The organism is Methylobacterium sp. Leaf465, from assembly GCF_001424705.1.
Lineage (GTDB): Bacteria > Pseudomonadota > Alphaproteobacteria > Rhizobiales > Beijerinckiaceae > Methylobacterium.
In genome coordinates this window covers 423,967-438,479 of record NZ_LMRA01000034.1, presented here as the reverse complement: position 1 = coordinate 438,479, position 14,513 = coordinate 423,967, and the positions used below count along the sequence as shown (strand labels likewise).

The window sequence follows — 14,513 nt, the reverse complement described above, 5'->3', positions numbered from 1 at the left end:
AGCAGGGACTCCGAAACACCGATGTCGAACCTCACCATCAACGCCGAACGCTTCTGGGACACCCTGACCGAGACCGCCGCCATCGGCGCCACCCCCGACGGCGGCATCGCCCGCCTGACCCTGAGCGACGAGGACCGCCGGGTGCGCGACTGGCTGCGGACCCAGGTCGAGGCCCTGGGCTGCACCCTCACGGTGGATGCGGTGGGCAACATGTTCGCCCTGCGCCCCGGCCGGAACCCGGACCTGAAGCCCATCGCGCTCGGCAGCCACCTCGACACGCAGCCCACGGGGGGCAAGTTCGACGGGGTGCTGGGCGTGCTCGCCGGGCTCGAGGTGCTGCGCACCCTGGACGGGGCCGGCTACGTCACCGAGGCGCCGCTGCTGCTGGTGAACTGGACCAACGAGGAAGGTGCGCGCTTCGCCCCCGCCATGCTCGGCTCCGGCGTCTATGCGGGCATCTATGCCGACGACTGGGCCGAGGCGCGCCAGGACAGCGCCGGCACGCGCTTCGGCGAAGCCCTCGACGCCATCGGCTACCGCGGCACGGCGCCTGCGGGCGCGGTGCCGTTCGGGGCGATGTTCGAACTGCACATCGAGCAGGGCCCGATCCTGGAGGCGGAAGGCGCCACCATCGGCGTGGTGCAGGGCGTGCAGGGCATGCGCTGGTTCGAGGTCACCCTGGAGGGCCGGTCCGCCCATACGGGCTCGACCCCGATGCCGCTGCGCCGCAACGCGCTGGTCGGCGCCGCCCGGCTGGTGGAGGCGGTGGACGCCGCCGCTCAGGCGCACGCCCCCGACGCGGTGGGCACCGTCGGCCACCTCACGGTGACGCCGAACTCCAACAACGTCATCCCGGGCCACGTCTTCCTCACCGTCGATCTGCGCCACCCGCAGGACGCGGTGCTCGACGCCCTGGAGGCGGAACTCGAGGTGGCCGTGGCGCGCGTCGCCGCCGAGCTCGGGCTGGAGACCCGCCTGCAGGCCATCGCCCGGACCGCGCCCGTCGCCTTCGACCCCGAGTGCATCGCCTCCGTCCGGAGCGCCGCCGCGAAGGGCGGCCACGCCACCCGCGACATGGTCTCGGGGGCCGGCCACGACGCCGCCCACGTCGCCGGCCTGGTGCCCACCACCATGGTGTTCGTGCCGAGCGCCGGGGGCCTCAGCCACAACCCGGCCGAATCCACCGCCCCGTCCGAATGCGCCGCCGGCGCGCAGGTCCTGCTCGACGCGGTGCTCGACTACGACGCCCGCCACAGCGCCGCGCCCTGACCCCAACGACACGAGTTGCCGCCATGCGCATCGTCACCGCCCGGGTGAACCACGAGACCAACACCTTCTCGCCCCTGGCCACCCCGCTGGCCGCCTTCCACCCGCTCTGGGGCGACGCGGCCCTGGCGGCGGGCCGCGACAGCACCACGGCGCTGGGCGCCTTCATCCGCTTCGCGGAGGCGCGCGGCGCCACCGTCGCGGTGCCGGTCTCGGCCCATGCCAACCCGAGCGGCCCGGTGGCGGACGCAGCCTTCGAGGCGCTCTGCGCGGCGATCCTCGACGCGATCCGCCCGGGCTGCGACGCCATCCTCCTCGACCTGCATGGGGCGATGGTGACGGAGAGCCACGACGACGGCGAGGGTGCGCTGCTCGCCCGCATCCGCGCCCTGGCGCCCGGCGTGCCGCTCGGCGTCGCCCTCGACCTCCACGGCAACATCACGGACGCGATGGTGGCGCAGTGCGACGCGCTCGCCGGCTTCAAGACCTACCCGCACGTGGACATGGCCGAGACCGGCGCCCGCGTCGCCGGGATCGTCGGGCGCATGCTCGACGAGGGCCTCAGGCCCCACCGCGCCTGGGTCCACCCGCCGATGCTCGCCCACACCTTGCGCATGGACACCCGCGTACCCGGCCCGATGCAGGCGGCGGTGGCGGCCGCCCGGGCGGCGGAGGCCCGCCCCGGCGTGCTCGCCGCCACGATCTTCGGCGGCTTCTCCCTGGCCGACCTCGCCGAGGCCGGCGTCTCGGTCACGGTCACGGCCGAGACGCAGGGCGCCGCCGACGCGGCGGCCCGCGACCTCGCGGCCGGGCTCTGGGACGCCCGGGACGCCTTCGTCTACGCGGAGGCGCCGCTGGCCGAGTCCATCGCGGCGGGACAAGCCGCGCTGGCGCAGCCCGGCGACGGCCCGGTGCTCCTCCTCGACCACGGCGACAACTGCATGTCGGGCGGCACCTGCGACGTGATGGACGTGCTCGCCGCCGCCCTCGACGCCGGGATGGACGGCATCCTCGCCGGCCCGATCTGCGATCCGGAGGCCGTGGCCGCCCTGCACGCGGCGGGCGTGGGCGCCCGGGTCGCCTGCGGCCTCGGCAACCGCGTGCCCCTGCCGGGCTTCCCGCGCCAGGCCCCCCTCCCCCTCGCCGGCACGGTGACGGCGCTGGGCGACGGGGACTACGTCATCACCGGCCCGACCTATACGGGCCAACGCTGCCGCATGGGCCGGGCGGCGGTGCTCGACACGGGCGCGGCCCGCATCCTCGTCACGGAAGAGCCGCACGAGCCCTGGGACCTCGGCGTGTTCACCAGCCTCGGCCTCGACCCGGCGGCCGCCCGGGTGCTGATCCTGAAGTCGCGGATGTATTGCCGGCCGGTCTTCGAGCCCCTCGCCCGGGCGGTGGTGGAGTGCGCGAGCCGGGGCGTCACCAGCTCCGATTACGGCCTGTTCCCTTTCGCCAAGCTCGCCCGCCCGATCTTCCCCCTCGACGCCGACGCGGCCTGGGCTCCACCGAGTCCGGCTCCCCGATGACCACGCCCGAGGTGGACGGCCCGCCCGCGCCGATGCGGCGGATCAAGCTGTCGGACCAGATCGCCGAGGATCTCTGCAACCGGATCGCCCGCGAACGCCTGGCCCCCGGCGACCGCCTGCCGAACGAGCGCGCCCTGATGCAGCATTACGGCTGCGCCAAGGGCACGATCCGCGAGGCCCTGAAGGCCCTGGAGGTCCAGGGTCTGGTGACGATGCAGTCCGGCCCCAACGGCGGCCCGGAGATCCGCCCGATCTCGGTGGACGCCGCCGCCCAGCAGCTGCGCCGGTTCCTGCATTTCCAGGAGCTCGACTTCGCCCAGGTCTACGCCCTGCGCCGCAGCCTGGAGGTGACGCTCGGCGTCAGCGTGGTCGGCCGCCTCGGCGAGGCGGAGTTCCGCCGCCTGGAGGCGAACATGGCCGCCTGCGAGGCCGCCAACGCGGGCGACCAGCGCGGCCTCGGCCGGGTGGTCGAGGTCGATTTCCACGACATCCTGTGCGACGCCAGCGACAACCCGCTCCTCGCCTTCATGTGCCGGTTCCTCAACAGCCTGCTGCGCGACCTCGTGGAATTCCGCAGCGACAGCCTCACCGAGCACGAGGCCTTCGGCGCCCACAACCTCGAAAGCCACCGCGCCCTCGTGGCCGCCTACCGGGCCGAGGACGCCGAGGCCGTCCGGCGCGAGATGCACGAGCACATGTGCTGCGCCGAGCACTTCATGCAGCGCCTCGATGCCAAGTTCCGCAAGGACCTGCTGAGCCGACGGGGCGCGAACGGCGCGGGTGTGTGAGGGTCGGGCCCGGGACGACGGCCCTCAGCGTCTGGGAGCCGGCCCAGGGACGGGTGCCCTCACTGGGTCAAGCGCAGCGTTCCGATGCTCTTTCCGATCTGGTCGAAGGCCGCGATGAGGGCGTCCGAGGTGTTGGCGATGAACGCCTGGCTCTGCGAACTCGCGCAGCCGTTCAGCAGGCTCAGGCCCTGGCTGTCGATCGGATCGCCCGCGGTGCTGAAGCCGATCGTGTAGAGCTGGATGCCGGCCGCCTTGGCGTTGGTGCAGGCCGTCTGGGTCAGGGCGTCCAGGGCGTTGCGCGCCTGGGTGGTGGTCGTGAGATTCTGGTAGTTGGGCGGCAGGCGCCCGTTCGGCGTCGAGCCGTCGGCGTTCTTGAAATACCCCATCGAGAAGAAGAACGTCCCGTTGTAGTTCTGGTAGGGGTTGTCGCTCCAGCTGTTCGCCCCGTCCGTCATCAGGATGATGATCTTGTTGACGTTCGCCGAGGCGTAGGAGCCGCCATCGCCGAAGACGCTGTTGGGCGACACCGTGCGCCATCCCCACATCAGGCCTTCGAGGATGTTCGTCGCGCCCTGCGGCTTCAGGCTCGAGACCAGCGACTTGAGGATCGTGACGTCGTTGGTCAGCCGCTGCAGGGGCTGACTGGTGCAGCCGAAATTGGGTCCGTTCGGCAGGGCGAGGTAGGAGCTCTCCGTGGGCGCCGCGCCTTGGGGATTGACGTACTTGCAGGCCCGCGCCTCGGTGGCGGCGAAGCTCAGGCTGGTGTCCGCCTTGCAGGAATTGGATCCCGTCGCGTCGTTCAGGTAGCTGTTGAACGTGTAGTTCCCCGCATAGGTCGTATAGGACGTCGTCCCCTGACCGGGCTCGTCGGGTGCGAACATCGGGACGTAGAGGGAATCGGCGCTCGCCCCCGGTTGCCCGTCCTGGACGTTCAGCGGATAGGGCAAGGTCTCCAGGCACCCGCCCCAGCCCCAGCTCGGCGAGACGGTCTTGAGGGAATCGAAGATCCCGAACCGACTGGTGAACCCGGCCGCCGTGGCGCCGCTGACGTTGTTCCAGTGGTAGGAGGATTTGCCGAGCTTATCGATCCAGGCCGCGTTCCGGTACGTGACCGGATTGACCGCGACGGACGCCGCGAAGGGAACGATCGAGATCCGCGTATCCGCGGTGAAGGCGGGGTTGTTGTGGACGTAGTCGATGAAGTTGTTCGCCGCCTGCTGAGCGGCCTGCATCTTCGTCGTGCTGCCGCCGCTCGAACTCATCGAGCCGGTCGTGTCCAGCACGAGGGCGATCTCGAACGTCTTCGGAAGCGGCGTCGCGCATTGGGCGACGGCGGTGGGATTCAGATCCAGCGTCTTGGAGACCTGGCCGAACAGGGCCGGCGAGCTGATATGGGTGGCCAGGACGATCTTGCGCGGGCTCGTCGTCACGCTGATGGGATCGACCGTCAATCCGGCGGCTCCCATGTAGCCGGCCATCATGGCCTGGGCTTGGGCCTGCATCTGGGCCGTGGTCGTCGTGCTCGGGCTCTGGCACAGGCTCAGGGCCGTCGCATCGGTGGCCGCCTGGAGCTTGGCCTGCATCCGCGTGGCGGTTCCGTAATCGAGGGCGGCCCCCGCGAAGGCGAGCAGCGGCAGGCTCGCGAGCGCGAAGATCACCGCGACGTTCCCGCGGCGATCGACGTGGAAGCGTTGGACCAAACCAGGACGACGCACGATCATCTCCTCACCTCGTCGCACTCAGGTCACGGGGGCGGGGCAGGGCGATCCCTTGGGCAGGACCACCTCGCTGTAGGGGTTCACCCCGTAGGGCTGGCCGCCGCGGGTCGGCCAGGGCGTGTTGACGGTCAGGGTGATCTGCCCGTTGGTCCCGCCGAGCTGGTTCACCAGGGCGCTGCCCAGCATCGGCGCGTAGGGCATCGTCACCTCCGCGAGGATGTAGCGGGTGCCGGTGACCTGGAATCCCTGCGGAACGCTCAGGTCCGCGGCGGCCCCGGTAGCGCGCGCCTTGGCGTTGTCCGTGGCGGCGCTCGAACAGACGACGGGCCTCAGGGAGAAGCCCTTCAGGTCGACCCCCAGCGCGCTCACGACGATCTTGACGTTCGTGGTGTCGAAGGGACGAAGAATGAGCTTGGCCGACTTCAGGATGTCGGCCATCGCCGCATCCGTCATCGGGTTCTGCTTGTCGCCCTGCGACGTGAGATCCGCGACGGCCCGCGACAGGAGGGTCACCTTGCGCCAGTTGTCGACACCATTCGACAGCTCGATGATGCCGACCAGCAGCAGGAGCATGATCGGGAAGATGAGGGCGAATTCCACCGCCGAGACGCCGCCGGCCGCCCGCCCGAACGAACGGGCACGGATCCGGACGGCGTGGACGTTCCGGGCAGGTGGCGGGAAGGAGCCTGGCGAACCCATGTCAGGTGTTGCAGCCCGTGGTCGATGTCGTCTGGTAGGGCTCCGTCCGGAAGACGGCCGTCGACAGCATCAGCTGGGATCCATCGGCGAAGGTATTCGGGCTCAGCTTCAGGAACGAGAAGAACACCGGAAACTTCGCGGCCGCCGAAACGATGACGATGGCGCCCGGCTGCGGACAGCTGAACTGCGTCCCGGCCGTGCGGGACCAGCCGCCCGTGCTCGAGTCGAACGGGCTGGAAACGCTGCCGCTGCCGTAGGACCCGCTCAGCGTGACGTCGAGCTTGATCGACTGGCAGTCGAAGGCCGGCATCAGCGCGCCGGAGTTGCAGAGATTGTCCCGCAGACGTCCCAACAGAACGGCCGGGTCCCGCTGCCCGCTATTGGCCACCTGAAAGGATCCCGTCAGAATGGCTCGGCTTGCCTTCTGCACAGCATAGTCGAGGTTCTGCGCAGCCCAGACCTGAAACGAGATCTGGATGATCGCCGCAAGCATCGTGAAGAACGGAATTGCGACGAGCCCGAATTCGACGGCGGTCGCGCCACGACTGTCCGAGCGGAATCGTTCGAGCAGCGCAACCGCACGCACATTGAGAAAAACGTCGGCTTTTCCGGTCGTTTCAGGCTGGCAGGGATGTCCTGTACGATTCAAGACCATCTTTCGAAAGGTTTTCTGATCGAACAGCATCGGAACAAGTTTCTGTGATACAAGCTCTATAACGCAGAAGTTGCATGCGGCTCGATTTTTAAATCTTACGCGCTACAGGCATACGGGCCAGCAATTCACAATGTATGAATCCGTTTTTCGAATTTTTGCTTTCGTGCACCTTCGGACTCCTGCGAATTGAACACCGGCCAGTCCGGAAGCGGTCCGCCCGTTCCCAACCGGGGCTTCTCCGGACACCGATTCCCGCGCATCCGGGACGAGGCGGGCCCTGGGATCGCAGCGCCGCTCGGTCCCGGGGCGCCGACGTGTCGGGCGCGAGATGCACGAGCACATGCGCTGCGCCGGGCACTTCCTGCAGCGCCCCGATGCCAAGTTCCGCAAGGACCTGCTGAGCCGACGGGGCGCGAACGGCGCGGCGCCGCGAGCGGGACCCGCGATCGGCTAGAGTTCACGCAGCCAGGACAGCAGGCGTGACGCGCGGTCGTCGTGCGGGCAGACCTGGCAGGTGGCGTCGACCTCGCTCGGGTTCAGGCCGTACTTGCGCCGGAACGCCCGGCTGAACACCTGCTCGTTCTCGAAACCGCTCTCGAACGCCAGTTGCGCGATCCTCGGGCGCCGCCCGCCGGCGGCGCAGGCGAGCTGCTGCATGGCGTGCGCGAGGCGCCGGCTGCGGATATAGGCGTAGACCCCCCCATCGGCCTCGAACAGCTTGTAGAGGGGCGTCCGCGACAGGCCGAACTTGGCCATCAGCGTCTCGGCGTCGATCGCGGCGAGGTTTCGGTCGATCTCCTGGCGCACGGCGATCCCGAGGACGCCGGTGTGATTGTAGGCGCTGTCCGCCTCCGCGATGAACGCCGCGTTGCAGAGAGCGATGGAGGCCTCGGCGAGCCTGTTCTTCTGCAGCGGGGCCGCCGTCCGAAGGCAGGTCCGCAAGCCTTTCAGATGGTCGGCGAGCAGAAGGGTGAGGGGTGTGGTCGTCGGAGGGATGACCCGTCCATGCCAGCTCGACGGATCGCCGCGCCAACCATCCAGGACACGGCGCGGCACGATCGCCCCCAATTCGGCGCCCCCGCCCGCGCGGTCGATCGAGAGCTCCTGAGAAAGATCGAAGACGACCAGCATCTCCTTCTCGATTTCCGAAACGCACCTTTAGGTTGCAATCTTTTTCCGACCTGAGAGCTGGAGGGAGATGCAGATGTGATCGATGTTCTGGTTCGCGATTTGAGACGATTTTCTCTCCGCGACCTGCTTGAAGCCGTCGGTCTCGGTAAACATCATTTTCTTCAGATTATAATATCTTTGGTATACACTGCACGGAACAAAGACGTCCTGCTCGCAACGCACCTCGAATAGATCCGCCAAGGCATCAATCCAGGCTCTTCGACGCGTATTGTTGTCGGCGATGCTCTGGAAAAGATACTCTATCATCTATCCGATCCAGTTCTATGGCCCTCTCGATTGACCCAAAACAGTCCGGATATCCCGGAGTACGCCTCCCGGACAATCTATTGCTCGCTCTTCGCGCAGTGAATAGCGCCACAGCGGATCCGCACGCTCCGGGATGGATTGTCTGGATTGAAGGACGGAACGTCCGTCCGTGCACATGCCATCGTCAGTCTCAGAACGCCGCGCGCGCTGCGCTGCACCCGTCTTGCGTGCACGCGCGCGGTTTTGGCTGACTGAAACGGCCCTGAGTCGGTTCGCGGAGATGCGTGCGTCCCGGTCGGACTCGTCGACGCGTACCGCCCGACCAGGGGCGTGCCTGCGGCGGATTCCCTCGGAGAAGCCCATCCTCGGAAAAGGGCGCCCAGGGTGCGGAACCCGCGTCGACGGGCGACGCGGAGGCCGCGGTCAGCGCCTGCGATCTCGGTCGAATGGGCACACCATGCAATCGCTCCTCCCGACTGGGATAAGAAAGATCAGGCGCCGTATCTATCTTCCATAAGATTCAGATATATTTTTAATTTACATTATAATTTGGCCTATAGAATTCGACTTCGAACCTCATCCCGGAAACAGAAAGACTACTTCCTAGTCCGGACCGGACGGGTGGTCTGACGGGTCGCTCCGACCCTCGGACGGAAGCCTGCCAAGCTCGAACGCCGGGAGAGTGGAGCACGCGCAACGCGGGACGGTCCAAGAACGATGGTGCCGACCGGAAGCCCCGATCGCGGCCCGCCGGAGGATAATCCAGGAGGTCACTGGCGCATGACCTAGGAACTATTCCAACAGCAACGGAACGGATCAGGCTCGTCTCTCATCGCGGTCGACCACGCATTCGACAGAATATTTCCCGAGCGAGCCCGCACTCAGCGGCCCAGATACCTGATAAAAATCTACAGTTACCTGTATTCTACGCTGAGACGAAACAGAGTTATTTGAACATAGATGAGACTGAAACTTGTCAGACCGGATGGATCAGAGAAATCTCCGTTGTAGAATCCGCTTCCGATGGGCCGGAAGGGATGCGGCGGACGAGGCTGGAGCAGACGGGGACGGGGCTTCCGGCGATGTCCGCTCGTTCGCGGCAGGGCCGTCCGTCAGGGGCCCGGCCGGGTCCGGTTTTGCCGGGCGCCCGGTCGATGAACGTCCGGCCCGCTTGCGCGTCCGGCCGGTAACGAGTGCCGCAAACCCGCCTGCAAACCCGATCGTCGTGAAGATCGCCCATGAGACGAGACACACGAGCCCGATCCGCACACCGTCCCACGAGGGGGCGGACTGCGTCATCATCACGATGGCACCCGTCAGCGCTGCCCCTGCGGCAAGCCATCTGGACAGTTCGGAAGCGAGAGCCATGGCCGGCCGGATCATGCTGAGAGAGGGGCCGCGGTCGCACCGGCGTGCGCGAACCCCGGGCGCAACTCGGCGCGGTCAATCGAACCGCGCCGAGTTGCTGGGTCCGCTTAGCGCAGGAGCTGCAGGATGCTCTGGTTCGCCTGATTGGCGAGGGACAGCGCCGAGACGCCGAGCGACTGCTGAAGCTGCAGGGCCTGCGAGTTGGCAACCTCCTCGTTCATGTCCGCCGCCGTCAGGTTGGAGGCGCCGGTCGCGAGGATGTTGGTCATGCTTTTGGTGAAGTCCTGGCGGGTCTGGATGATCGACATGTTCGAGGAGAGCACGTTCGATTGGGTCTTCAGGGTGTTGAGCGCACCGGTCAGCCCGTCCGCCGCTTTCGTGAGGTCCGCGTTGTTCTGGATGCCGAAGTTCGACCCACCGGCGGACGTGGCTATATCCTGCATCAGACCGATCCCTAGGTTTGCTGAGTTGGTCACCGTGCCTTGCACGACGAGCTTTGACTGGTCCGGCCCGGTCAACTCGTTGAAGACGACCGAGGTCTTGTCGCCGTTGAGCAGATTGATGCCACTGAAGCCGGAATCCTTGGCTGCGGAGTCGATCTGGGTGCGCAAGGTGTTGAACTGCTCGACCAGAGCCGAGCGGGCCGCCGAGGTGAGGCCGCCGACGACGGCATTCGACTTCGCACCGAAGATCCGCGTCGTCGCCGTCGTGTTGGCGGTGAAGCCGGTCGCCGGCGGCGTCGCGGCGGCACCGAGATTGATGGTGAGAGGATCGGATCCCTCGCCGACCACCTGCATCAAACCCTGGTTGTCCACCGACGCGGTGGCGAGGCCCGACTTGTTGATCTGGCTGACGAGGTCGGCGACCGTGTCGGACGCCGTGATCGTGTAGCTGTAGCTCGCGTTGCCAGCCGAAATCTGCAGGGTGTTGACGGTCGTCGCCAGCCCGACGTTTCCGTTGGCACCGGCCTTGGCCGGGGCGACCGGAGCGATCAGGGTCATGCCGAGGGAGTAGTCACGGACGCTCATGCCCGCGGCAGTGGCCAAGTTCGGAGCACCGAGGACGGCGGTCCCGGAAATCTTGGGCAGGTTCTGCGCGGCGCTGCTCTGGGCCTGCTGCACCACCGCCTGCATCGACTTCACGTAGGTGCTGATCGTGTCGAGGCCATTCGACGCCTGCTTGATGGTCTGGATGCCGTTGGACATGCCTGCGAGCAGGCTCGTCAGGGAGCCGGCGCGATCCGTGAGCGCCTGCGCGGTGAAATACTTGACCGGATCATCCAGGGCGCTGTTGACGCTCTTTCGAGTCGTCAGGCGCTCCTGATTGGTAGACATCAGCGACGCGGTGTTCTGCAGAGAGAGCACGTTGTCACGCGCAGCCTGAGTTAGACCAACAGAATAGTCCATGAGATGCAATCCAGGTTTGGAGCCATCAATGCCGTCTAGGCACATCAATCTCGACCGGGATTGGTTTATGGATTTGTAAGTACAGACCTTCGAGTCGATTTATTAGGTGACGATCCGTACTTTACTTAGGACGATGCGTACTATAGCGAGACTTGATTGCTCTGCGCCTCGTTTGGGCGTTTCCCGCGCGGCGCGCCTGCGGTCCGCCGGTGCGCCGCGCCCCGGGGACGGGCCGGCCGGTGGGAATCGCCGCGACTTAGGCCGCGCCGGATGGTATCCGCCCGCCGAACCGGTCCATGGTCGATCGAGAGCGGGATGGGTGCTGCAGACGTGTCGACGATGAGGATCACCGCGTGAACGGGCAGGCACAGCCTCCATTCCCCAAGACGCGTCCGGGTCCCGGCCGGGCCGCCGAGGTGTTCGGCGTGTTCCTCAAGCTCGGTCTGACGTCCTTCGGCGGTCCGATCGCGCATCTTGGCTACTTCCGGGACGAGCTGGTGCAGCGCCGGCGCTGGATCGACGAGGCGGGCTATGCCGACCTCGTCGCCCTGTGCCAGTTCCTGCCGGGGCCGGCCTCCAGTCAGGTCGGCTTCTCCCTCGGGCTGCTGCGGGCCGGCGGCCTCCTCGGCGGGCTCGCCGCCTGGGCGGCCTTCACGCTGCCCTCCGCGCTGGTGCTCCTCGCCTTCGCCCTCGGGGCCGGCGCCCTGACGGGCCCCTGGGCGGAGGCCGTGCTGCACGGCCTCAAGCTCGTGGCCGTGGCGGTGGTGGCCCAGGCGGTCTGGGGCATGGCCCGCACGCTCACCCCCGACCGGCCCCGCGCCGGGATCGCCGTCGCGGCGCTGATGGGGGTCGTCTTCCTGCCCGGCGCCGTCGGACAGGTGCTGGCGATCGCCCTCGGGGCCGCGGCCGGGCTGATCCTGTGCCGGGGTGCGCCCGCCGCCACCGTCGGCCGCCTCGCGGTGCCGGTCTCGCGCCGGGCGGGCGCGGTGGCGCTGATCCTGTTCGCGGGGCTGCTCGTGGGGCCGACCCTCGTGGGGCCGGCCCTGCTCGCCCCGAGCGGCGCCGCGGGTCCGGCGGGCCAGGGGCTCGCCCTGTTCGACGCCTTCTACCGCGCGGGCGCCCTGGTGTTCGGCGGCGGCCACGTGGTGCTGCCGCTGCTGCAGGCGGAGGTGGTCGGCCCCGGCTGGATCGATCCGGCCCGGTTCCTCGCCGGCTACGGCGCCGCCCAGGCGGTGCCGGGGCCGCTCTTCACCGTGGCGGCCTATCTCGGCGCGGCGGTCGGCCCGGTGCCGCACGGCCTGCCCGGGGCGGTCATCGCCCTGGTGGCGATCTTCCTGCCGGGCCTGCTCCTGGTCTACGGCGCCCTGCCCTACTGGGACGGCCTGCGCGCCCGTCCCCGCGCCCAGGCGGCGATGCGCGGCACCAACGCCGCCGTGGTCGGCATTCTGGGAGCCGCCCTCTACGATCCCGTCTGGGTCAGCGCCGTGGGCGATGCCCGCGACTTCGCCCTCGCGGTCCTGGCCTTCGTGCTGCTCACCGCAGGGCGGGCGCCCCCCTGGATCGTCGTCCTGCTCACCGCGGCCGGCGGGCTCGTGCTGGCCCGGCTCCGCTGACCCCTACGGGCGCACCGCCGGGGTCTCCACCGGCAGGGGCGCGGCCCGGTCCATGAGGTAGCGCTCCAGGGCGACGAACTCCGCCGCGCCGTAGGCGAAGGGCTCGGCCCGCATTCCCGTCATGCAGTTGCGCAGGCGCCGCTGCACGGACCCGACCCCCTGCCATTCCAGGCGGTAGAGCGGATAGCCGGTGGGGTGGCCCTGCGGGATCAGGGCCGCGCCGAGGCGGCGCCCGGGGTTGTCGTCGTGGCAGGCGGCGCAGGACAGGCCGAGCTGGCCCATGCGCTGCGTGAACAGCGCCTTGCCGGCCGCCCGGGCTGGACCGAGGCGGGGATCGTCCGGGGCCGTGATCGGCAGGCCCGCGGACTGGGCGGCGACGTAGGCGGCGAGCCCGAGGAGCTCGCGGCTCTCGTACGGATAGGGCTCCGCGCCCTGGTGGCGCCGCCGGCAGGCATTGATCCGGCCCTCGAGGTCGAGGGGGGCCGCGGTCTCGGCGTCCCAGGCCGGGTAGCGGGCGGCGACGCCGCGCATCGTGGTCCCGGCCTCGCCGTGGCAGCCGGCGCAGGCGGGCCGGCCCGGGGCCGGCGGCTTGCCCCAGAGGTCGGCGCCGTCCGCGAGCCAGAGCAGGGCCGGGTTGGCCATGCCGTCGCGCTGCATCGCCTGGATGTCGGGGCTCATGGTGTCGAAGCCCGAGCGCCGCGCGGCGGCGGGACTCCCGTCCGCCCGCCCCGGCCCCGCCGACAGGACCGCGACCATCAGGAGCGCGAACCGCCTCACGTCACCGTCAGGGTCGCGGTCTCGGTCTGCGAGAAACCGTTGTCGCCGCGCCAGGTGAAGGTGAGCGTGCCCGTCCGCGTCGCCCGCAGGCTGAAGGTCAGGTAGGGGTTGGCTGCGGTGGCCGGAAACAGCTCGGCCCGGAACACCGTCTCGCCGTCGTAGAGGCAGGCGAACTCCGTGACGATGTCCCGCGGGCGGATGCGCCCGTCGGCCCCCGGCCGGAAGCCGGTCTCCATCGGGTGCGAGATCAGGGTCTTGATCGTGACGACCTCGCCGACCTGGGCGGATTTCGGCACGTTGATCAGGGTGCGGGCCATGGCGGCTCAGCCCTCCAGGCAGGCGGCGAGGGTGACGATGGCGTCGGCCGTGGTCGACCAGTAGCGCCCGTCGCTGGTCTCCGCGATGGCGGTGATGCGTTGCGTGTCGGCGAGGCGGATTCGGGTCGTGATCGCGGCGCGACCTCCACGCGACCCTAGGTATACGGTGATGACGTTCGGCTGCGGATTCCTGTCGTTGAACACCGCGATGCGGCGGACATGGTCCTCCGGCGTCATGGGGCTGTCCACCGCCACGGTGATCGTCACCGCGTTGCCGTTCTCGACCAGCGGCGGCAGGTCGAGGCGGACGCGCCCCGGGAGGATCTCGGCCTCGCCTGCGAAGCGCCGGATGGCCTCGGCCGTGCTTTCGGTGCGGATCGCGGCCCCGGCCGCCACCGGGCGCAGGGCGACGGTCGCGGCGAGGCCGGGTCCAAGGGCGAGGAGGCCGCGTCGGCTCGGGCGGTGGGACATGTGCGGGCTCACGGCGCCGGCCTCTCCGAAGGGGTTTCGCGTAGCGTCGCAAGGAAGGCGACGATGTCCTCGATCTCCTGGGGTGCCAGCACCGGCCGGCCGCGCCAGGCTGCGCCGACCCGCGTGGTGCCCGCGAGGCTGTAATAGGAGGGCATGATGGTGTCCGGGTTCAAGACCCGGCCGTCCACGAGGCGCAGGCGCAGCGCTCCGGGCGCGAGCCGGTCGCCGACGCCCACGAGGTCGGGGCCGAGATTGCCGGGAAACGGCTCCTCGGGGAACGGCCCGTCGTGGCAGAGCAGGCAGAGCCCCTTGGTGCGGTCGGTCACGAGGGCCCGGCCCCGCGCGGGATCCCCCGGCACGCCGGTCAGGCTGGCGGGTATGGCGCGGTCGACGACGGTGACGGGCCGCAGGGGCTCCGCGCCCGGTTCGGCTCCGGTCGCGGCCTCGGCCCGCGCGGCCAGGATCGTGC

At 69.0% G+C, this 14,513-nt stretch carries 13 protein-coding genes; 4 read left to right on the top strand and 9 right to left on the bottom strand.

What is annotated here, in order from left to right:
- Positions 1–21: 21 nt before the first annotated feature.
- Genes ASG51_RS17120 through ASG51_RS17110 form a run of 3 tightly spaced genes read left to right on the top strand, consistent with a single transcriptional unit; the run spans position 22 to position 3,583 of the window.
- Positions 22–1,269 carry a Zn-dependent hydrolase gene (locus ASG51_RS17120; protein WP_056382023.1) on the top strand — a complete coding sequence of 416 codons (1,248 nt, stop codon included), beginning with the start codon at positions 22–24 and terminating at the stop codon, positions 1,267–1,269.
- A gap of 23 nt (positions 1,270–1,292) precedes the next feature.
- Positions 1,293–2,795: a M81 family metallopeptidase gene (locus ASG51_RS17115; RefSeq protein WP_056382021.1), complete on the top strand. Its 1,503-nt coding sequence runs from the start codon at positions 1,293–1,295 to the stop codon at positions 2,793–2,795.
- Positions 2,792–3,583, top strand: a complete 792-nt coding sequence (locus ASG51_RS17110; protein ID WP_056216136.1) for an FCD domain-containing protein — start codon at positions 2,792–2,794, stop codon at positions 3,581–3,583. The genes ASG51_RS17115 and ASG51_RS17110 overlap by 4 nt, the downstream gene beginning before the upstream one ends.
- A 59-nt stretch (positions 3,584–3,642) precedes the next feature.
- Here the strand turns inward: ASG51_RS17110 and ASG51_RS17105 are convergent, their stop codons facing one another.
- From ASG51_RS17105 to ASG51_RS17080, 5 genes are all read right to left on the bottom strand, one after another.
- On the bottom strand, positions 3,643–5,298 hold the full coding sequence (locus ASG51_RS17105) for a pilus assembly protein (protein WP_244480176.1): 1,656 nt from the start codon (positions 5,296–5,298) through the stop codon (positions 3,643–3,645).
- 24 nt (positions 5,299–5,322) lie between these two features.
- Positions 5,323–6,000, bottom strand: coding sequence for a TadE/TadG family type IV pilus assembly protein (locus ASG51_RS17100; protein WP_082514059.1), 678 nt, complete (start codon positions 5,998–6,000; stop codon positions 5,323–5,325).
- 1 nt (position 6,001) lies between these two features.
- The gene (locus ASG51_RS17095; protein ID WP_244479877.1) at positions 6,002–6,685 is read right to left on the bottom strand and encodes a TadE/TadG family type IV pilus assembly protein; all 684 of its coding nucleotides are present in this window, start codon (positions 6,683–6,685) and stop codon (positions 6,002–6,004) included.
- 420 nt (positions 6,686–7,105) lie between these two features.
- A complete protein-coding gene (locus ASG51_RS17090; RefSeq protein ID WP_056382019.1) occupies positions 7,106–7,786 on the bottom strand; it encodes a helix-turn-helix transcriptional regulator in 681 nt (226 codons plus the stop codon).
- A 1,781-nt stretch (positions 7,787–9,567) separates the two neighbouring features.
- The gene (locus ASG51_RS17080) at positions 9,568–10,911 is read right to left on the bottom strand and encodes a flagellin (RefSeq protein ID WP_082514058.1); all 1,344 of its coding nucleotides are present in this window, start codon (positions 10,909–10,911) and stop codon (positions 9,568–9,570) included.
- A 308-nt stretch (positions 10,912–11,219) separates the two neighbouring features.
- On the opposite strand from ASG51_RS17080, the gene chrA reads away from it, so the two are divergent.
- Positions 11,220–12,479, top strand: a complete 1,260-nt coding sequence (chrA, locus tag ASG51_RS17075) for a chromate efflux transporter (RefSeq protein ID WP_056382014.1) — start codon at positions 11,220–11,222, stop codon at positions 12,477–12,479.
- A 3-nt stretch (positions 12,480–12,482) separates the two neighbouring features.
- Here the strand turns inward: chrA and soxA are convergent, their stop codons facing one another.
- From soxA to soxX, 4 genes are read right to left on the bottom strand one after another with little or no spacing between them, the layout of a single operon-like run.
- Positions 12,483–13,235 (bottom strand): sulfur oxidation c-type cytochrome SoxA, encoded by a 753-nt coding sequence (soxA, locus tag ASG51_RS17070; protein WP_056382116.1) that lies wholly within the window; start codon positions 13,233–13,235, stop codon positions 12,483–12,485.
- A gap of 17 nt (positions 13,236–13,252) precedes the next feature.
- On the bottom strand, positions 13,253–13,573 hold the full coding sequence (soxZ, locus tag ASG51_RS17065) for a thiosulfate oxidation carrier complex protein SoxZ (RefSeq protein WP_056382012.1): 321 nt from the start codon (positions 13,571–13,573) through the stop codon (positions 13,253–13,255).
- A gap of 6 nt (positions 13,574–13,579) precedes the next feature.
- Complete coding sequence (locus tag ASG51_RS17060; protein ID WP_056382010.1) at positions 13,580–14,044, bottom strand: SoxY-related AACIE arm protein; 465 nt, start codon at positions 14,042–14,044, stop codon at positions 13,580–13,582.
- An 8-nt stretch (positions 14,045–14,052) separates the two neighbouring features.
- Positions 14,053–14,454, bottom strand: coding sequence for a sulfur oxidation c-type cytochrome SoxX (gene soxX, locus ASG51_RS17055; RefSeq protein WP_244480178.1), 402 nt, complete (start codon positions 14,452–14,454; stop codon positions 14,053–14,055).
- Between the last annotated feature and the right edge of the window lie 59 nt (positions 14,455–14,513).